This window comes from Oceanibaculum nanhaiense, from assembly GCF_002148795.1.
Classification (GTDB): Bacteria; Pseudomonadota; Alphaproteobacteria; order Oceanibaculales; family Oceanibaculaceae; genus Oceanibaculum; species Oceanibaculum nanhaiense.
Genome location: NZ_MPOB01000009.1, coordinates 99,664 through 116,698, shown reverse-complemented (window position 1 = coordinate 116,698; position 17,035 = coordinate 99,664). Strand labels below are relative to the sequence as shown.

Sequence of the window (17,035 nt, the reverse complement as noted above, 5' to 3'; positions counted from 1 at the left end):
ATCACGCGGTGCCGGCGAGGCTGAGGATGCGCTCGGCGCTGACCAGATGCGGCTTGTCGATCATCTTGCCGTCGATCTTGATGACCCCCAGCGCCCCATCCTGCTTGAAGGCGGCCACAACCTTGCGCGCCCAGTCGATCTCCTCCGGCTTCGGCGTGAAGGCCGCGTTCACCGCGTCGATATGCTTGGGATGGATGACCGCCTTGGCGAGGAAGCCGTCGCGCCGCGCCTCGGCGCATTCCACCGCCAACCCTTCCAGATTGTCGATGTCGGTATAGACCGTATCGACCGGCACCAGATCGGCGCCGGCGGCCCCGGCGAGGCACAAATTGCGCGCCATGCGGTAGGGTTCGGTGAAGCCCTGCGCATCGCGGTTGGCGGTGGAGCCCAGCGTCGCCGCCAGATCTTCCGCACCCCACATCAGCCCCCACAGGCGCGAAGTCGCGCCCTTGTAGCTGCCGAGACCGAAGATCGAGGCCGCCGTCTCCGTGCCGATCGGCAGCAGCTTGATGGTGCCGAGCGGCATGCCGGCGGCACTCTCGAAGGCATCGAGATAGAGCGCGACCCGGTTCGCATCCTCGCCATTCTGGCATTTCGGCAGCATGATGCCATCCGGCCGGCCCGGCACAACGGCGGCAAGATCGCCCAGCGTCAGACCGGTATCCAGCGCATTCACCCGGACGAACAGCTTCTTGCCGTTGCGGTCACTGTCCAGCGAGGCGCGCACGGTATGGCGTGCGCCTTCCTTCTGGTCGGCGGCCACGGAATCCTCCAGATCGAGGATCAGCGCATCGGCGGCCGAGGTCAGGGCGCGCTGGAACTTGCGCTCGCTGTCGCCGGGTACGAAAAGCAGGGACCGAATCTTCATCTCTTATTTCTCCTGGGCGGCGGGCTTGCGCCGCATCATCGCGGTGCGGCGGCAGACCGCCACGGTTTCGTCCTTCTGGTTGGTCGCCCAATGCTCGAACTCGACCAGCCCGACTTCCGGCCGGGACTTGCTGTCGCGCAGCGAGACGACCTTCGTATGGGCCTTCAGCGTGTCACCATGGAAGACCGGCTTCGGAAAGCGCACATCGGTCATTCCCAGATTGGCGACGGTGGTGCCCAGCGTGGTGTCATATACCGTCATGCCGACCAGGATGCCCAGCGTGTACATGCTGTTGAACAGCCGCTCGCCCCATTCCGTCTGGGCGGCGAAATGCGCGTCCAGATGCAGCGGCTGCGGGTTCATCGTCAGCAGACTGAACATGGTGTTGTCCATCTCGGTCACGGTGCGCGACAGCGGGTGATGGAACTCCTGTCCGACGGAGAACTCCTCGAAATAAAGCCCGGCCATTGCTGGTTTCCTTTTCGCTAGCGGGATTGTTCGTCAGGGCTGCCGACCGCGCCGCAGGCAAACAGCGCATCGATGCGCGTGGCGTCCAGCCCCCAACCTTCCAGCACAGCACGACTATCGGCGCCGGCGGCAACCGGTGCTGTGGGCAGGGGCGGTGCGGTGCGGCTGAAGCGCGGGGCAGGGGCCGGCTGGGCGATACCGCCGATGATGGGGAAGGCATCGCGCGCCCTGTTATGCGGGTGCTCCGGCGCTTCATTGAGACCGAGTACCGGCGCGAAGCAGGAATCAGTGCCTTCCAGCAGGGCGCACCAGTCGGCGCGGCTCTTACCGGCGAAGCGGTCGGCCAGCAGTTTCTTCGCTTCTGGCCAGGTCGTGCTGTCCTCGACATCCGGGAAGACTGCGGGATCGAAGCCGATGCGCTGCAGCAGCTCGCGGCGGAACTTCGCCTCGATGGGCGCGACAGCGACGTACTTCCCGTCGGCGCACTCATAGACCTCATAATGCGGTGCGCCGGAATCCAGCAGGTTGCGGCCGCGTTCCTCCCGATGAATGCCGGCGGCGCGCAGCCCGAAGAACATGGTGCCGAGCAGCGCCGCGCCATCGACCATGGCGGCATCGACCACCTGACCCTGGCCGGAGCGTTGCGCCTCCAGCAGCGCGCAGACCAGACCGAAGGCCAGCAGCATGCCGCCGCCGCCGAAATCGCCTACCAGATTGAGCGGCGGCGTCGGCGGTGCGCCCTCGCGCCCGATGCCGGCCAGCATGCCGGCAAGCGCGATATAGTTCATGTCATGGCCAGCGCTGTGCGCCAGCGGCCCGTCCTGGCCCCAGCCGGTCAGCCGGCCATAGACCAGCTTCGGGTTGCGGGCGAGGCACACATCCGGCCCCAGCCCCAGGCGCTCCATCGTGCCGGGCCGGAACCCCTCGATCAGCGCGTCGGCCTTTCCGACGAGATCGAGCGCGCAGGCCACGCCCTCCGGCTGTTTCAGATCGATGGCGACGGAACGCCGGCCGCGATTCATCAGCTCGAACCGGGCCGGCTTCGGAATACCGAGACCACTCGGCTCCAGCCGGTCGAGGCGCACCACCTCCGCCCCCATATCGGCCAGCAGCATGGCGCAGAACGGGGCCGGGCCGATGCCGGCGAACTCGAGGATACGCAGCCCGGCCAGCGGGCCTTTACGGTCGGTTTCAGGCATTTGTCCCCCGGTTTTGTTCGTACAGGCGGCGAGAGAGTTCCTCGCGGAAAGGCGGTGCCGCAACCGCGATCAGCCGCTGCGCCCGCTCGGCCAGCGTACAACCACGCAGGGCGGCCACGCCATATTCGGTGACGATGGCATCGACATCACTGCGCGGTGTGGTGACGTTGGCAACGCTCGCCACGATGCGGCTGACCGTTCCGCCCCTGGCCGTGGCGGGCAGGGCGATAATGGCGCGCCCGCCCTCGGCTTCGTTCGCGCCGCGCACGAAATCGACCTGGCCGCCAACCGCCCCGACATAGCGTCCGTTCGCCACTTCCGCGTTCACCTGGCCGGTGAGATCGACCTCGATGGCGGAATTCACCGCGATGAAGCCGCGCTGCCGCGCCAGCACATCCTGCCCATGGGTATGGGCGGCGGGCCGCAGGGAGAAATCCTTATTGTCATGCACGAAATCGCGCAGCCGGGACGTGCCCAGCAGCACGCCGGCAACGCTGCGCCCGGCATCCAGGCTTTTGCGCGCGTTGGTGACGGCGCCGCACTCGACCAGATCGACCAGCCGGTCGCCCATGCTGCCGGAATGGATGCCGAGATCGCGGTGGCCGGTGAGCGCCGCCATCACCGCCTCCGGCAGGCTGCCGACGCCGAATTGCAGCGTCGCGCCATCGGGAATCATCTCCACGACATGCCGGGCGATGGCCAGGGACGTCTCGTCGATGGGCGGTTGCGGAATGTCCAGCGGCGGACAGGCGGCCTCCACCAGCACGTCCGGTACGATCTCCGAAGGCAATCCGGCATCGTGGGTCCAGGGGGTTGCCGGGTTCACCTCGGCAATCACCGTGCGGGCGTGGCGGGCCGCCAGAACCGCATAATCGTTCGAGAAACCAAGCCCGTAACGGCCGGTCTTCGGATCGACCGAGAGTTGCAGCAGCACGACATCGGCCTTCAGCGCTCCCTCCGCATAGGCGCGGTTCAGCGCGCTGTAATGCCAGGGCAGCACCTCCAGCCGGCCCGCCTTCGCCAATTTTGCAGCGATGCCGACCGCGCCATAGGCGGAGACCGCGATGCCGTCCGTCGTCTCCGGGGCGAAGCAGTCGGAATAACAGGCGCCGAGAAAGACCGAGAAAGGGCCGATCCCCGCCTTCCGCGCGACCAGCGCCCGGGTCAGGGTCAGCGGCTCCGCCGACGCCTGCCCGAAGATCACCCGGTCGCCGGCCCGGACATGGGCGGCGATGTCGAAATTGTCGGCAAAGACCGGCTTCATCGTGCTCAGTAGGATTTGGGGAGGCCCAGCACACGCTCGGCAATGTAGCTGAGCACGAGTTGCGGGCTGACCGGCGCGATGCGCGGGATCATCACTTCGCGCAGATAGCGCTCCACATGATATTCCTTGGCATAGCCCATGCCGCCATGGGTCATGATCGCCTGCTGACAGGCATTGAAGCCGGCCTCACCGGCCAGGTACTTGGCGGCGTTTGCGGCGGCCCCGCAGGGCAGGCCCTTGTCATATTCCCAGGCCGCCTTCAGCACCATCATCCAGGCCGATTCCAGCTCCATCCAGTTCGCCGCCAGCGGATGCTGGATGCCCTGGTTCTGGCCGATGGGGCGGTTGAACACGATGCGCTCCTTGGCATATTGTGTCGCCCGTTGCAGCGCCAGCATGCCCAGCCCGATGGCCTCGGCGGCGATCAGCACACGCTCCGGATTCATGCCGTGCAGGATGTATTCGAAGCCCCGGCCTTCCTCGCCGATGCGGTCCTCGACCGGAATCTCGAAATCGTCGATGAACAGCGCGTTCGAATCGACGGCGTGGCGGCCCATCTTCTCGATCTCGCGGATCTCGATCCGGCTGCGGTCGAGATCGGTATAGAACAGGCTGAGGCCGTGGGTGGGCTTGCTGACCTCCTCCAGCGGGGTGGTGCGGGCCAGCAGTAGGATCTTGTGGGCCTCCTGCGCAGTCGATATCCACACCTTGTTGCCGTTCACCACATATCGGTCGCCCTTGCGTTCGGCGCGGGTCTTCAGCTGCGTCGTGTTCAGGCCGGTGTTCGGTTCGGTAACGGCGAAGCAGCACTTCTCCTTGCCCTGCAGCATCGGCGTGAGCATGCGGTGCTTCTGCTCCTCGGTGCCGAAGACCAGCACGGGGTTGAGGCCGAACACATTGATGTGGACCGCCGAGGCGCCGCTCATGCCGGCCCCGGATTCGGCAATCGCCCGCATCATCACCGTGGCCTCGCTGACGCCGAGACCGGAGCCGCCATATTCCTCCGGGATGCAGATGCCGAGCCAGCCATCCTTCACCATGGCGTCGTAGAACTCGGTCGGGAAATCGCCGCTCTTGTCCTTCTCGCGCCAGTAATCATCATTGAACCCGGCGCAGATACGGGTGATCGCCTCGCGGACAATTTCCTGATCGGGGGTGAGGGCGAAATCCATCAGCGTGTCTCCATTTCTTCCGGTTCGGATGCGGCGATCGCGGCGCCGTCTGTCAGTAGCTCGTCGATATCCGTGTCACTCAGGCCGGCTTCGCGCAGGATGGCGCGGGTCTGCTCGCCCAGGCGCGGGGCGGGGATCTGCGGATCCGGTTGGGTTGCGGTCCAGCGGCTGGGCACCCGCATGGTGCGGATGGCCCCCTCGCTGGGATGCTCGACCGGCCGGAAGAACCCGCAGGCCGCCAGATGCGGGTCCTCCAACAGGCTTTCCAGCGTGTGCAGCGGCATCACCGGGATATCCGCCTCATCCAGCAGATTCTTCCATTCCGCAGTGCTGCGGGTGGCGAAGACCGCCGCCGCTTCCTCATAGATCGCGTCGATATGGCGGATGCGGCTGCCATGATTGGCGTAGCGCGGGTCGCTGGCCTTCTCCGGCTGGCCGATGGCGGCGAAGAAATTGCGCCAGTGCTTGTCGTTATAGATCAGCGCACAGATATGCCCGTCGCTGGTGCGGTAGGGCGCGCGGTGCTTCGACAGCAGGCGCGGATAACCGCCCTTGTCCAGCGGCGGGTCGTAGGTCAGCCCGCCCAGATGGTCGCCCAGCACGAAACTCGCCATGGTCTCGAACATCGGGATGTCGATGCGCTGGCCCTGGCCTGTCTTTTGCCGGTGGAACAGGGCGGCCAGCACCGCATTCACCGCATGCAGCCCGACGACCCGGTCGGCCATGGTCAGCGGCACATAGCGCGGCGTGCCGTCGCCGGCCTGGGCGATCAATGAGGGGATGGCGCTGGCGCCCTGGATCAGATCGTCATAGGCGGGCAGGGCGCCATAGGGTCCGTCCTGGCCATAGCCGAACAGCCCGGCATAGACGATATCGGGCCGCGCCTTCGCGATCTCCTCATAGCCGAGGCCGAGGCGCTGCATCACCTGCGGGCGCAGATTATACATCAGCACATCGCAGGAGGCGGCGATCCGCATCAGCGCCGCCTTGCCGGAAGGTTTCTTCAGGTCGAGAACGATGCTGCGCTTGCTGCGGTTCAGCTGCAGGAACATCCCGCCCATGCCGGGCGAGCGGCCAGGGCCGATCTGCCGCACGATATCGCCATCCGGGCTTTCGACCTTCAGCACCTCCGCGCCCATGTCGCCCAGCAGCTGGGTCGCATAGGGCCCCATCATCACCGATGTCAGGTCGAGAATGCGCACGCCGTGCAGCGGGCCCATGGGCGTTTCCTCCTGTCGGCGCGCCGGTTCAGGCTGGCGCGCTCTTTGTTCATATTTGTGTCGATACTGTTCACCTGCATGGACAGTGTCAAGGCGAATGGCTGACCTCCCGGAACATGGCTTGCCCTCTGCCCAGACATGGCCAGAATGGCGCTCATAACGGCACAGCACATCGGCACTGGCCGAATTCATCCAAAGGAGAGGAAACATGACGACAAAAGTCGCGATAGTGACCGGGGCGGGCAGCGGTGTCGGCCGCGCGGCGGCACTGGCGCTGGCGAAAGACGGCTTCGTGGTCGGCCTGGCCGGCCGCCGTAAGGAACCGCTGGAGGCGACCGCCGCCCAGATCGTCGAACTCGGCAGCGAGGCGTTGGTTGTGCAGACGGATGTTGGCGATCCGGCCTCGGTGAAGGCCCTGTTCGCCGCGGTGAAGGCGAAATACGGGCGGCTCGATTTCCTGTTCAACAATGCCGGCATGGGCGCGCCCGCCATTCCGCTGGAAGATCTCAGCTACGAGCAGTGGAAGAATGTCGTGGATGCCAATCTGACCGGCACCTTCCTGTGCACCCAGGAGGCCTTCCGGATCATGAAGGACCAGTCGCCGCGCGGTGGCCGGATCGTCAATAACGGCTCGATCTCGGCGCATGTCCCGCGGCCCTTCTCCTCGCCCTACACGGCGACGAAGCATGCGGTGACCGGCCTGACCAAATCCACCTCGCTGGATGGCCGGCAATACGACATCGCCTGCGGCCAGATCGATATCGGCAACGCCGCGACCGAGATGACCGACCGCATGACCAAGGGCGTGCCGCAGCCAAACGGCACCATGATGGTCGAGCCGCGCATGGATGTTGCCCATGTCGGAAGCTCGGTCGCCTATATGGCCAGCCTGCCGCTGGACGCCAATGTGCAGTTCATTACCGTGATGGCGACCAAGATGCCTTTCATCGGTCGCGGCTAGGTCTTTCAAAGGAGCCCTCCCAATGCACCGCAGCAGGCTGGCCGGTTTCATCATCGACTGTCTCGGCGAGGATCTCGACGGGGCGTCAGATTTCTGGAGCCAGGCGCTCGGCCTGCCGCGGCGGCGGGACAAGGCAACCGAGGATGCCGGCTACATCAAGCTGGAAATGCCGCCTGGCAAGTCATTGGGTGAAATGGATATCGAGGTGCAGAAGGTCGATCACCCAAGCCGCGTGCACCTCGATATCGAAGCCGACGATATCCCGGCGGAGGTTGCCCGGCTGGAAAGGCTGGGGGCGAAGAAGATCGCCGAGATCAAGGGCTGGGTGGTGATGGCTGCCCCGACCGGTCACCGATTCTGCGTGGTAAAGGCGAAGAGCGGCGGTTTCGACGAAAACGCGAATCGCTGGGAATAGGGCGCCTGCATGGCCCTGATGAGCGCTGATGAGGAAGCAAAAGCGCTGAAGGCCGGCATCGCCATCGTGCTGCTCGGTGTCTTCATGTTCGCCTGCGTCGATACGCTGAACAAGGTGCTGGGGCAGAGCCACAGCATCGCGCAGATCCTCTGGGTCCGCTTCCTGATCTTCGTGCCGATCGCGCTGGCACTATCCTACAGACGGCATGGTGGGCTTACCTGGCGCTCGCAGCGGCCGTTGCTGCAGGGGGCGCGGGCGGCGCTACTGGTCATCGAGATGGGGTTCTTCGTCGCCGCGCTGAAGTACCTGCCGCTGGCCGATGTGCAGGCCATCGCCGCCAGCGCGCCGCTGATGGTGGTGGCGCTGTCCGTGCCGTTCCTGGGGGAAAAGGTCGGGTGGCGGCGCTGGTCGGCGGTCACGGTGGGGTTCGTCGGCGTTCTTATCATCGTCCGGCCGGGCTTCGAGAGTATGAGCACCGGCACCATCCTGACGCTGATTGGTACCGCCATGTGGGCCGTCTATCAGATCATGCTGCGCATCGTCGGCCGCTACGATCCGGCCCCGACCACGGCGCTGTGGACGGCGGTGATCGGCCTCGCCATGACCAGCATGGTCGTACCGTTCCACTGGACCGCGCCGACGCCGCTCGGCTGGTTCCTGCTGCTGCTGATCGGCATATTGGGCGCGGCGGGCCACACCGTGTTCATGAAGGCCTTCACCCTGGCACCGGCCTCGGCCTTGCAGCCCTTCACCTATACCCAGCTGGTACTGGTGACCTTCCTGGGCTGGCTGGTGTTCAACGATCTGCCGGACGGCTGGACGGTGGCCGGCGCCAGCCTGATCGTGGCCGCCGGCCTCTATTCGATCTACCGGGCGCGGCTGCGCGCCGCGTCAGGCGACTAACACTAGCGGATCGACTCGAACAGGCCAGCCAGCAGCCGGGCGCGCGGTTCCAGCGAGGAGACCAGCAGATGCTCACCATGGGTATGCGGGCCGCCGCCGCGAACGCCCAGACCATCCAGCGTCGGTACGCCCAGCGCGCCGGTGAAATTACCGTCGCTGCCGCCGCCGAACTGGCCGTGGGTCAGCTCAATCCCCTCCGCCTCGGACAGCTGGCGCGCCATCTCGTACAGCGCCATGGTGCCCTCGCTGGCGCGGAACAGCGGCCGCACTGGCCCCGGCTCGACCACCAGCGTCACCTCGGGATCGTCCGGCTGGAGTGCGGCCATGGTCGCCTGCACCTCGGCGAAGGCTTCTTCGGTCGGGGCGACGCAGAGCACTTCCGCCGTACATTCGATGGGAATGACGTTCACCCACTGGCCACCGCGCACCACGCCGACGGAATAGGTGATGCCGCGCTCGAAATCGGACAATCCTTCCAGCCGGTCGATCAGCCGGGCCATGGCGCGGATAGCGCTGCGCCCGGCACGGTTATCGGCGCCGGCATGCGCCGGCTTGCCATGCATGTGCAGCCTGTAGCGCAGGAAGGCATGACGGCCGGTGACCACATTGCCCTGGCGTGAGGGTTCCGGCACCAATACGCAACGGCTGCGCTTCGCCTCGGCCTCGATCAGCGCACGGGTCGAGGGGCTGCCGACCTCCTCGTCGGAGATGAACAGGAAGGTGATCGGCAGGGCCGGCTTCTGCCCGGCCTTCAGCAGCTGCCGCAACGCGTAATAGGCGAGGTACATCCCGCCCTTCATGTCGTAGATGCCGGGGCCATAAACCTTATCGCCCTCGCGGCGCAGTTTCAGCGGCCCGTCGATGGTGCCGCCCGGATGCACCGTGTCGAGATGGCCCAGCACCAGGATGCCGGGCGCGTCCGGATCGTCGCCGAAGGGCAGGGTAGCCTTCACCACATCGGCATAACCATCGGTGCCGGGAATCCGCTCGATGGCGGCGCCGAGGGCGCGCATCGCCCCCTCGGCCTCGTCCATCATGCGGTTCACCCGGTCCGGCTCGTAGGTCGGGCTTTCGATCCGCACCCAACCGCAGATACCGTCGAGGATCTCCTCGGCATTGAACAGGTTGGAGGCGGATGTCATCCCTAGACCCCCAACGCCTTGCGGAAGCGCAGCTTCAGCTCGACGCCATCCCGGGTTGGCAGGGCGCGCGGCGTCTCCTCGGCGGAAATGCCGACGCGGGCAAACAGCGTGCCGCCGCCCTGGCGGATGCGGGTCTTCAGCTCGGCCACGCCGTCCATATCGTTCACGTCACGGCAGTCGGGAATGCCGCAGGCCGCCGCCACGCCGACCAGATCGACACCCTTGCCGGTGTGGCTGGCCTGCATGCCGGTCTCGCCGTAATGCGCATTGTCGAAGGCGACGATGGAGAGGTTGGCCGGATGCTGCACACCGATGGTGGCCAAAGACCCCATGCCCATCAGCATCTCGCCATCGCCGGTGATGACCAGCACCTTCCGGTCCGGCTGGGCCAGTGCAATGCCCAGCCCCATGATGGCGGCACCGCCCATGGCACCCCAGAGATAGAAATTCAGATCGTGATCGCCAGCGGCGAAGGCGTCATAGGTGGTCGAGCCGAGGCCAGTAACGACGAGGAGATTATTGTCGCGCCCGTCCAGCAGGGCCTTGGCGACCGCGCGGCGGTCCAGCTTGTTGGAGCGGCTCATTTCTTCACCCATTGCTTGCGGCCGATCAGGCGCTGCCCCAGCAGCACGGCGGCGACGCTGTCGCCATTGAAGGCAATGTCGGCGGCGGCCTCGACGGTCTCCGCGACTTCTTCCGGCTTGTCCGCGCGATAGACCAGTGCGCCCATCATCTCGAAGGAGTGCGGCGTGGCCTGGCTCATCGGCAGCTGCCAGGGGTTGAACTCCGCCCACTCGCCGCGCATCGTCACCAGCGTCAGCAGCGGAAAGCGGCAGGATTTCGCCAGCGAGAGCATGTTCACGCAATTGCCAACGCCGCTGCTCTGCATCAGCAGGGCGGCCCGCTGCCCGCCGAGCCAGGCACCGGCGGCAAGCGCGATACCTTCCTCCTCAGTGGTCAGGGAAACCGTGTGCATCTGCGGGTCGGCCTGGCACAGCTTGATCAGCCGGCTGTGGCCGGCATCGGGCACATAGCCGACCTGGCGGATTTCGGCGCGTTTCAGCACCTCGAATATCTGCTCCGGCCAGTTGCCGGCCGGATTGCTGTCGGAAGCTGTCATGAAGGGGCTGTCTTTTTTAGTTGTTAAAATTGCAGGCAGCTTAACAGCCCTTCCGGCCCAGGCAACCGCGTGAGGCGCAGGGCTGCATGACAGCAGCGCACAACGAAAACGGCGCAAACAAAAACGGGCGCCCTGAGGGCGCCCGTTCCGTAATCCCAGTCGGGAAGGCTTACTTCGCCGCCAGATACTCGTCGATGACCTTGGAGTCGCTCGACTTGATGGTCATCCCGCCGGGGCCGGCGGCAATACGCGTCACCTGCTTCGCCGGTTCGCCATGCTTGGAGAAGGCTTCCCACTCCTTGGAGCCGGACTTGAACACCCAGAGGCGGCCATCTTCGATCTTCGTCTCGAAGCCGGCCTTCTTGACGATATAGGCGTCAATGGTCGCGCTGTCGGTGGACTTCACCGTCATGCGGTTCGGACCCGCCGCGATGCGGGTCACCTGCTTGGCCGGCTCACCCTTCTTCTGGAAATCCGCCAGCTCCTTGGAGCCGGTCTTGAACACCCAGAGACGGCCATCCTCCACCATCGTGGTGAAGCCCGGCTTGTCGTAAGGCGACGACATCTTGTGCGAGTCGGCAGTGGCGCAGCCTGCAACGAGCACGCCCAGCGACATTGCCAGTACCATTTTACGGAAAAGAGACATGCAAAACCCCCGTTTGCTACAATCCTTGCGGATATCCAAAATCCGAGAGGACTATAGTCACGAGGGTTTGCGGTTTTATTACAGGATGACGAATTTGTTCACTATGCGCGCCGAATAAATTCTGAACAGATGGCGCCGCGGGCGATCAATGCTCGTTGATCTCACCCTTCTTGTAGAGGAATTCGTCCATATATTTCGCGAAGTGCTCATTGTTGCGGCGCAGCCATTCCAGCGCCATACAGGCGTGCTCGATCTCCTCGCGCATATTGTGCAGCAGGATTTCCTTCAGGCTCTCATCCTCGCAATCATCGGCGCGCTGGCGGTACCAGTCGACCGCCTCCAGCTCTTCAATCACCGAAACGATGGCATGATGCATCGTCAGGGTTTCCTTGCTGAGACGTTCGCGCGGGGCGTGAAGGTTTTCGCTCGACATCTGGCTTGTGCTCCTTGCTGGGTGCGAGACGGAAATGAAAGCTGCGCAACGGTTGGGATAACGCCACGCAGAATGCAATCGTTCCAGACAGTTTTAATCCAGTCAGGACAGCACGACAATAAACCCGCCATTGCCGCGCCCTGCTGGCCGTTCATTCTTTGTTAGGAATATCGCCCTATATTCCCTCTCATCGCCACCAATCAAACGCCAATCAAACGAGGGAATCGCTATGAATGTAGGAAGCGCCGCCGGCGTCCAGTCGCTCGCCATTACGGGCATGCGCCCCGAACAGCAGCAGCAGGTTCCCGCCCAGGGGGGTGCCGCCAATCTTCAGGCCGCCGGCGAGACTGCCCGCGGTGCCGGCCAGCAGGGCGGACAGCAGCCAGCCGCTCCGGCGGAGTCCGGCCGTGGCACCACGCTGGACATCAGCGTCTAGGACTACGGAGAAGGCGGCCGGCCTTTTTGACAGGCCGCCTTCACAAGCATATTCTTTTCCGCCAACGAGCGGCGGAAAGAGACTGTGATCGCAATGATTGCGACACTTGCCGGAACGACCAGCTACACAGCGCCCGGGGCGACAATTTCGTCCAGGGCGCTTTCTGTCGTCTCAGCGCCGGAAGCGAAAGTGCCAGCGCCGCAGACGCCGACCGACAACACGGCATCCACCACCGCCTCGCAAGACCAGGCCGCTCAGGCCGGCAATGGCCGGTTGATTGACCTCCAGACCTTCACCAACGCAAGCAATGCGGAACAGGAGGGGGAAGAGGAATCCACCGACCCGTCTGGCCTCACCGAAGAGGAGCGGGCGCAGGTCGATGAGCTGAAGCAGACCGACCGCAAGGTACGCGCACACGAGCAGGCACATGCTGCCGCCGGCGGCGCCTATGCAAGCTCCCCATCCTATGAGTACGAAAACGGCCCGGATGGCAACCGCTACGCCATTGGCGGCGAGGTCTCGATCGACGTCTCACCGGTCTCTGGCGATCCGGAGGCAACCATCCAGAAGATGGAGGTGGTGAAGCGCGCCGCCCTGGCGCCTGCCGAGCCATCCCCCCAGGACCGTGCCGTCGCCGCCCAGGCCGACCAGACCCGGCTGAAAGCCCAGGCAGAGCTGCGCGAACAGCGCGCCGAGGAACAGCAAGCGGCAACGGAAGGTGGCACAGCTGGTACGGGCGAAGGCCAGTCGGTGCAGCAGGCCGGCCGCGCCGCCGGCGCCTATGCCCAGGCGGCACAGGCCATTGACGGCATCGTCTCGCAGATCAACATCGCCGCCTGATCTGGCTTCCAGGCTGGACTGACATGGCAGATGCGCGCCGCCAATGTCTTGCCATGCGCGCCCAGCATTTCTATTGCTGAGGAAGCTGCTGCTCTTTCCGGAGCCTACCCTTGACAGAATCGCGGATTATCACCGCCCCGCCGACGGCATCTCCCCTGCCGGCGAGCGGTTTTGTGCTGCTGGTGCTGCTGACGCTGTTCTGGGGCGTGAACTGGCCGGCCATGAAGCTGGCCCTGACCGGCATCGCGCCTTTCACCTTCCGCACCATCTGCCTGTTCGTCGGCGGTTTCTCGCTGCTGGCCTTCGCGCTGGCGAAACACCAGAAAATCCGCATCGACCCGGCCGACCTGAAGCCGCTGCTGCTGGCCAGCCTGCTGAACGTCACCGGCTGGCATCTGTTCTCCGCCTATGGACTGCTGCAAGTGCAGGCGGGCAGGGGGGCAATCATCGCCTTCACTATGCCGATCTGGGCCTCGATCCTGGCCAGCCTGGTGCTGAAGGAGGCCTTCACGCTGCGCAAGTTCATCGGCCTTGTCCTTGGCATCGGCGGCCTGTCCGTGCTGATCGGGCCGGAGATGGCCAAGCTGGGCGCCGCCCCGGTCGGCTCCCTGCTGATGCTGGGGGCCGCACTCAGCTGGGCCATGGGTACCATCGTCACCAAGCGACACAGCTGGCAACTGGGCACCGTGGCATTGACCGGCTGGCAGTTGACGCTGGGTGGCCTGCCGATCTTCCTCGGGGCGCTGCTGATCGATCCGGCCCCCGATTTTGCCGGCTTGCGCGGCGATGTGCTGTGGGCGGCGCTCTATGCCGCGCTGATTCCGATGATCTTCTGCCACTGGGCCTGGTTCCGCATTGTCGCGCTGTTCCCGGCCAGCATCGCCGCCATCGGCACCCTGGCGATTCCGGTGGTCGGCGTGCTGTCCAGCGCCCTGGTGCTGGGCGAACCCATCGGTGTTGCCGAAATCGCCGCACTCATGCTCGTGCTTGCCGGCCTCTCGGTGGTGATGCTGCGGCGCTAGATCCGCTCACATTTGCGTGAAAATGGCGGCCAGACTTGCCCTCGGGACGATTCCGCCATACTTTAGCGTTTGTGAAACGACGTATCGTAATTCACAGGTGACACCATGAGTTTTATCGACGGTATCGGATCGGCCTTGTCGGGCGCTGCGGCGGCAACCAACCGCTTCAATGTCAGCGCCAACAATGTTGCGAACATCCAGAGCCGCGGTGTGGCGCCGGAAGAGACCGCGCGGCCACAGCAGAATAATGCCCAGCCCGAGGAAGAGCGGGGCTTTCAGCCGCTTCGCGCCATCGATCAGAGCCAGGAAGGCGGCGGTGTCCAGTCGACCACCCGGCCGATCTCGCCGGCCTCGATTCCCGTGCTGCAGGAAAATGCGCCGGAAGAGCAGGCTGGGACGCAGCAGACGGGTGAGACCGGGCAGGAGGGTCTGAGCTTTCTGCCGAACGTCGATCCGGCGAATGAGGTAGTGCAGCAGATCACCAGCCAGCGCCAGTTCGAGGCCAATCTGCGCACCGTTCAGACCGGCCTGCAGCTGAACCAGTCGCTGCTCGACATCAACAGCTGACTTCGGATCTGGCTATTCATCCGCGCCGGTAGCGTGTAAGCGCGTCCGGCGTGTCGATGTCAATCAGCACGCCATCCTCATCCATCTCGACCTCAACCACCAGATCGGCATGTTCGCCGATCAGGTGCTTCGCGCCGACATCGCCGGCCAGCGCCGCCATTTCCGGCAGGAAGCGCTTGCCCCACAGCACCGGGTTGCCCCGTTTCCCCTTATAGGTCGGTACACAGATCTCACGTCCCTCTACCGGGTCGAAGGCCGCGATCAGCCGGTCGATCATCGCCGGTGATATCCGCGGCATGTCGCCAAGACAGACCACTACCCCGTCAATATCGGCAGGCAGGGCGGCGATCCCGGCCTTCAGCGAGGCGCTGAGCCCAGCCGCATAATCCTGATTGTCCACAAAGGCGAGATCGCCGGGCAGTGCCGCCTTCACACGCGCTGCCTCATGGCCGGTGACCACGGTAAGGGGGCCGGCCTTGGAGTCGCGGATGATCTCCACCACGCGCGCGACCATGGGCTTGCCATCGATCTCGGCCAGCAGCTTGTTGATCTCGCCCATCCGGCGCGACTGACCGGCGGCGAGAATCAGCGCGGCGATGCGCGGCGCCTTGCGCGTGGCCGGTTGTCTGTCATCCGCCTCACGGGCATCCGCTTCACGGGGGCGGGGACGACTGGCGATCTCCTTCAGCAGCCCGCCGGCGCCCATGCGCATGATGTCCGTACGCGTCACCGGCAGCCCGGCGACGAGGCGTTGCAGCACCCAGTCGAACCCGTTCAGCTTCGGCGAACGCGCGCAGCCCGGCATGCCGATGACCGGCGTGTCGCCAACATGGCCCAGCAACAGCAGATTACCGGGATCGACCGGCATGCCGAAATGATCGACCGTGCCGCCGGCCTCGACAATGCCGGCGGGCAGCACGTCGCGCCGGTCCACCACGGCGGAGGCGCCGAACAGCAGCACCATCTCGTGACCGGCGGCGATCTGCGCGCGGATCGCGGTAGCGACCGCGGCGGTATCGTGGGGGCAGCGCGCCTCCTCGCCCAGGCTGGCGCCCATGCGTTCCAGCCGGGCCGCCGTGATCCGCGCGGTATTGTCCAGCACGCTTTGCTTGGTGGCGGGCAGGGCGGTCTGCACCAGCCCGGCGCGGACCGGCCGAAAGGCGGCGACACGCACCCTGCCGGCCAGCGATTCGCAGTGTTTCAGGGCCGCTTCGGGGGCGGCGAAGGGGATGATCTTCACCGTGCCGACCATCTGGCCCTTTTCCACCACCTCATAAGGCGGCAGCAGGGCGACCGTCAGCGCCTCGTCGATCAGGTTCACCGCATCCAGCGCCGCAGGATCGTAGGACAGCACACCATCGGCGGCGGCGATGAGATTGCAGCGGCCGGTGAAGGGGGCGGCAGTATCGATTCCATCGCCAGCCATCGCGGCAGCGAGACAGGCAGCCGCCTCGTCCTCCGGCACGTCGCCTTGTTCCAGCCGCGCGGCGATTACCGTCTCGACGCCAGCCTCGCGCAGCGCCGTGATATCCTCCGCCGTCAGCACGCGGCCCTTCTTCAGCGCCTTGCCGGATAGCCGGCGGCTGTGCGCCAGGATGGCGCCCTCGGCCTCGTCCAGCGGCGTGTCGCCGAAGATCATGCGGCCCTGTTCGTGTCTTTGGGGGTCTCGCTCTCCGTCTTGCGGCGCAGCACCTGGGTGATCTCGGCCAGCGCGGAGATCGCGATTTCCGCCGGCGTGATGGCACCGATATCGAGACCGAGTGGCCCGTGGATGCGCTGGAAGTCGGCCGAACCGAAACCGGCTTCTGTTAGTCTTTCCAAACGGCTGGCATGCGTCTTTCGACTGCCCAGGCAACCGATGTAGAAGGCGTCCGACTTCAGCGCGACCATCAGCGCCGGGTCGTCCAGCTTCGGGTCATGGGTGAGGGTCACAACGGCGGTGCGCCGGTTCGGCTGCAGATCCTCCAGCGCCTCGTCCGGCCAGCGGTCATCCAGCGTGATGCCGGGGAAGCGCTCGTCGGTGGCGAAGGCGCGCCGCGGATCGACGATCAGCACCCGGTAGCCGGCAATCGCCGCCATCGGCGCCAGCGCTTGCGCGATATGCACCGCGCCGACCAGGATAAGGCGCAGCGGCGGATTGTGGACATGCACGAAATAGCCGCCCTCGATCATGCCGCTGCGGTCTTCGGCGAGGCTGGCGCGAACCCGTTCCAGCTCATCCTCGTTCAACGCCAGGTCGCCCAGCCGTTCGCGCGGCATGACAATGCATTGCAGCCCGTCCTCGATCCGCGTAACCAGCGCCACCGGCCGCTGTGCCGCACGTTCCTCGAGCAGGCGTTTCAGGATCGGCGGCTGCATC

20 protein-coding genes are annotated in these 17,035 nt (G+C 65.3%); 7 read left to right on the top strand and 13 right to left on the bottom strand.

What is annotated here, in order from left to right:
- Position 1: 1 nt before the first annotated feature.
- From BKM74_RS15280 to BKM74_RS15255, 6 genes are read right to left on the bottom strand one after another with little or no spacing between them, the layout of a single operon-like run.
- A complete protein-coding gene (locus BKM74_RS15280) occupies positions 2–868 on the bottom strand; it encodes an HpcH/HpaI aldolase/citrate lyase family protein (protein WP_086466576.1) in 867 nt (288 codons plus the stop codon).
- 3 nt (positions 869–871) lie between these two features.
- Entirely contained in the window at positions 872–1,336 is a 465-nt protein-coding gene (locus BKM74_RS15275; RefSeq protein ID WP_086466575.1) for a MaoC family dehydratase, read from the bottom strand.
- A gap of 17 nt (positions 1,337–1,353) precedes the next feature.
- Complete coding sequence (locus tag BKM74_RS15270; RefSeq protein WP_086466574.1) at positions 1,354–2,535, bottom strand: CaiB/BaiF CoA transferase family protein; 1,182 nt, start codon at positions 2,533–2,535, stop codon at positions 1,354–1,356.
- Positions 2,528–3,799 (bottom strand): acetyl-CoA hydrolase/transferase family protein, encoded by a 1,272-nt coding sequence (locus BKM74_RS15265; protein ID WP_086466573.1) that lies wholly within the window; start codon positions 3,797–3,799, stop codon positions 2,528–2,530. Before BKM74_RS15265 ends, BKM74_RS15270 begins: the two co-directional genes overlap by 8 nt.
- Before the next feature lie 5 nt (positions 3,800–3,804).
- Positions 3,805–4,971, bottom strand: a complete 1,167-nt coding sequence (locus tag BKM74_RS15260) for an acyl-CoA dehydrogenase family protein (RefSeq protein WP_086466572.1) — start codon at positions 4,969–4,971, stop codon at positions 3,805–3,807.
- The gene (locus BKM74_RS15255) at positions 4,971–6,191 is read right to left on the bottom strand and encodes a CaiB/BaiF CoA transferase family protein (RefSeq protein ID WP_086466571.1); all 1,221 of its coding nucleotides are present in this window, start codon (positions 6,189–6,191) and stop codon (positions 4,971–4,973) included. Before BKM74_RS15255 ends, BKM74_RS15260 begins: the two co-directional genes overlap by 1 nt.
- 208 nt (positions 6,192–6,399) lie before the next feature.
- On the opposite strand from BKM74_RS15255, the gene BKM74_RS15250 reads away from it, so the two are divergent.
- The 3 genes from BKM74_RS15250 to BKM74_RS15240 are packed head-to-tail and all read left to right on the top strand — an operon-like array spanning position 6,400 to position 8,470.
- A complete protein-coding gene (locus BKM74_RS15250; protein WP_086466570.1) occupies positions 6,400–7,152 on the top strand; it encodes an SDR family oxidoreductase in 753 nt (250 codons plus the stop codon).
- A 22-nt stretch (positions 7,153–7,174) separates the two neighbouring features.
- Entirely contained in the window at positions 7,175–7,567 is a 393-nt protein-coding gene (locus BKM74_RS15245) for a VOC family protein (RefSeq protein WP_086466569.1), read from the top strand.
- Positions 7,568–7,576: 9 nt separating this feature from the next.
- The gene (locus BKM74_RS15240; RefSeq protein WP_086466568.1) at positions 7,577–8,470 is read left to right on the top strand and encodes a DMT family transporter; all 894 of its coding nucleotides are present in this window, start codon (positions 7,577–7,579) and stop codon (positions 8,468–8,470) included.
- A 2-nt stretch (positions 8,471–8,472) separates the two neighbouring features.
- Here BKM74_RS15240 and BKM74_RS15235 read toward each other — a convergent pair whose 3' ends face one another.
- The 5 genes from BKM74_RS15235 to BKM74_RS15215 all read right to left on the bottom strand — a co-directional run bounded on the left by BKM74_RS15235 (position 8,473) and on the right by BKM74_RS15215 (position 11,811).
- Positions 8,473–9,612, bottom strand: a complete 1,140-nt coding sequence (locus tag BKM74_RS15235; RefSeq protein WP_086466567.1) for a M20/M25/M40 family metallo-hydrolase — start codon at positions 9,610–9,612, stop codon at positions 8,473–8,475.
- 2 nt (positions 9,613–9,614) lie between these two features.
- Positions 9,615–10,196, bottom strand: coding sequence for a thiamine pyrophosphate-dependent enzyme (locus BKM74_RS15230; protein WP_086466566.1), 582 nt, complete (start codon positions 10,194–10,196; stop codon positions 9,615–9,617).
- Positions 10,193–10,732 carry a thiamine pyrophosphate-binding protein gene (locus tag BKM74_RS15225; RefSeq protein WP_086466565.1) on the bottom strand — a complete coding sequence of 180 codons (540 nt, stop codon included), beginning with the start codon at positions 10,730–10,732 and terminating at the stop codon, positions 10,193–10,195. Before BKM74_RS15225 ends, BKM74_RS15230 begins: the two co-directional genes overlap by 4 nt.
- 169 nt (positions 10,733–10,901) lie before the next feature.
- Positions 10,902–11,378, bottom strand: coding sequence for a hypothetical protein (locus BKM74_RS18870; protein WP_217895498.1), 477 nt, complete (start codon positions 11,376–11,378; stop codon positions 10,902–10,904).
- Between the two features lie 145 nt (positions 11,379–11,523).
- Positions 11,524–11,811, bottom strand: a complete 288-nt coding sequence (locus BKM74_RS15215; RefSeq protein WP_086466564.1) for a ferritin family protein — start codon at positions 11,809–11,811, stop codon at positions 11,524–11,526.
- A 229-nt stretch (positions 11,812–12,040) separates the two neighbouring features.
- Between BKM74_RS15215 and BKM74_RS15210 the strand changes: the two genes are divergently transcribed.
- The 4 genes from BKM74_RS15210 (at position 12,041) to BKM74_RS15195 (ending at position 14,676) form a co-directional block, all read left to right on the top strand.
- Positions 12,041–12,247 (top strand): hypothetical protein, encoded by a 207-nt coding sequence (locus BKM74_RS15210; RefSeq protein ID WP_086466563.1) that lies wholly within the window; start codon positions 12,041–12,043, stop codon positions 12,245–12,247.
- Positions 12,248–12,436: 189 nt separating this feature from the next.
- On the top strand, positions 12,437–13,087 hold the full coding sequence (locus BKM74_RS15205; protein ID WP_217895497.1) for a putative metalloprotease CJM1_0395 family protein: 651 nt from the start codon (positions 12,437–12,439) through the stop codon (positions 13,085–13,087).
- A 110-nt stretch (positions 13,088–13,197) separates the two neighbouring features.
- Positions 13,198–14,109: a DMT family transporter gene (locus tag BKM74_RS15200; RefSeq protein WP_086466561.1), complete on the top strand. Its 912-nt coding sequence runs from the start codon at positions 13,198–13,200 to the stop codon at positions 14,107–14,109.
- Between the two features lie 105 nt (positions 14,110–14,214).
- A complete protein-coding gene (locus BKM74_RS15195) occupies positions 14,215–14,676 on the top strand; it encodes a flagellar basal body rod C-terminal domain-containing protein (RefSeq protein WP_086466560.1) in 462 nt (153 codons plus the stop codon).
- 16 nt (positions 14,677–14,692) lie between these two features.
- Here BKM74_RS15195 and BKM74_RS15190 read toward each other — a convergent pair whose 3' ends face one another.
- Complete coding sequence (locus BKM74_RS15190; RefSeq protein WP_086466559.1) at positions 14,693–16,315, bottom strand: NTP transferase domain-containing protein; 1,623 nt, start codon at positions 16,313–16,315, stop codon at positions 14,693–14,695.
- Entirely contained in the window at positions 16,312–17,034 is a 723-nt protein-coding gene (locus BKM74_RS15185; protein WP_086466558.1) for an XdhC family protein, read from the bottom strand. Before BKM74_RS15185 ends, BKM74_RS15190 begins: the two co-directional genes overlap by 4 nt.
- Position 17,035: the final 1 nt, after the last annotated feature.

Coding starts and splice junctions, on each gene's coding strand:
- BKM74_RS15250 (WP_086466570.1), top strand. CDS start 6,400: ATGACGACAAAAGTCGCGATAGTGACCGGGGCGGGCAGCGGTGTCGGC.
- BKM74_RS15265 (WP_086466573.1), bottom strand. CDS start 3,799: ATGAAGCCGGTCTTTGCCGACAATTTCGACATCGCCGCCCATGTCCGG.
- BKM74_RS15185 (WP_086466558.1), bottom strand. CDS start 17,034: ATGCAGCCGCCGATCCTGAAACGCCTGCTCGAGGAACGTGCGGCACAG.
- BKM74_RS15215 (WP_086466564.1), bottom strand. CDS start 11,811: ATGTCGAGCGAAAACCTTCACGCCCCGCGCGAACGTCTCAGCAAGGAA.
- BKM74_RS15275 (WP_086466575.1), bottom strand. CDS start 1,336: ATGGCCGGGCTTTATTTCGAGGAGTTCTCCGTCGGACAGGAGTTCCAT.
- BKM74_RS15190 (WP_086466559.1), bottom strand. CDS start 16,315: ATGATCTTCGGCGACACGCCGCTGGACGAGGCCGAGGGCGCCATCCTG.
- BKM74_RS15210 (WP_086466563.1), top strand. CDS start 12,041: ATGAATGTAGGAAGCGCCGCCGGCGTCCAGTCGCTCGCCATTACGGGC.
- BKM74_RS15270 (WP_086466574.1), bottom strand. CDS start 2,535: ATGCCTGAAACCGACCGTAAAGGCCCGCTGGCCGGGCTGCGTATCCTC.
- BKM74_RS15280 (WP_086466576.1), bottom strand. CDS start 868: ATGAAGATTCGGTCCCTGCTTTTCGTACCCGGCGACAGCGAGCGCAAG.
- BKM74_RS15230 (WP_086466566.1), bottom strand. CDS start 10,196: ATGAGCCGCTCCAACAAGCTGGACCGCCGCGCGGTCGCCAAGGCCCTG.
- BKM74_RS18870 (WP_217895498.1), bottom strand. CDS start 11,378: ATGTCTCTTTTCCGTAAAATGGTACTGGCAATGTCGCTGGGCGTGCTC.
- BKM74_RS15260 (WP_086466572.1), bottom strand. CDS start 4,971: ATGGATTTCGCCCTCACCCCCGATCAGGAAATTGTCCGCGAGGCGATC.
- BKM74_RS15245 (WP_086466569.1), top strand. CDS start 7,175: ATGCACCGCAGCAGGCTGGCCGGTTTCATCATCGACTGTCTCGGCGAG.
- BKM74_RS15225 (WP_086466565.1), bottom strand. CDS start 10,732: ATGACAGCTTCCGACAGCAATCCGGCCGGCAACTGGCCGGAGCAGATA.
- BKM74_RS15195 (WP_086466560.1), top strand. CDS start 14,215: ATGAGTTTTATCGACGGTATCGGATCGGCCTTGTCGGGCGCTGCGGCG.
- BKM74_RS15240 (WP_086466568.1), top strand. CDS start 7,577: ATGGCCCTGATGAGCGCTGATGAGGAAGCAAAAGCGCTGAAGGCCGGC.
- BKM74_RS15235 (WP_086466567.1), bottom strand. CDS start 9,612: ATGACATCCGCCTCCAACCTGTTCAATGCCGAGGAGATCCTCGACGGT.
- BKM74_RS15255 (WP_086466571.1), bottom strand. CDS start 6,191: ATGGGCCCGCTGCACGGCGTGCGCATTCTCGACCTGACATCGGTGATG.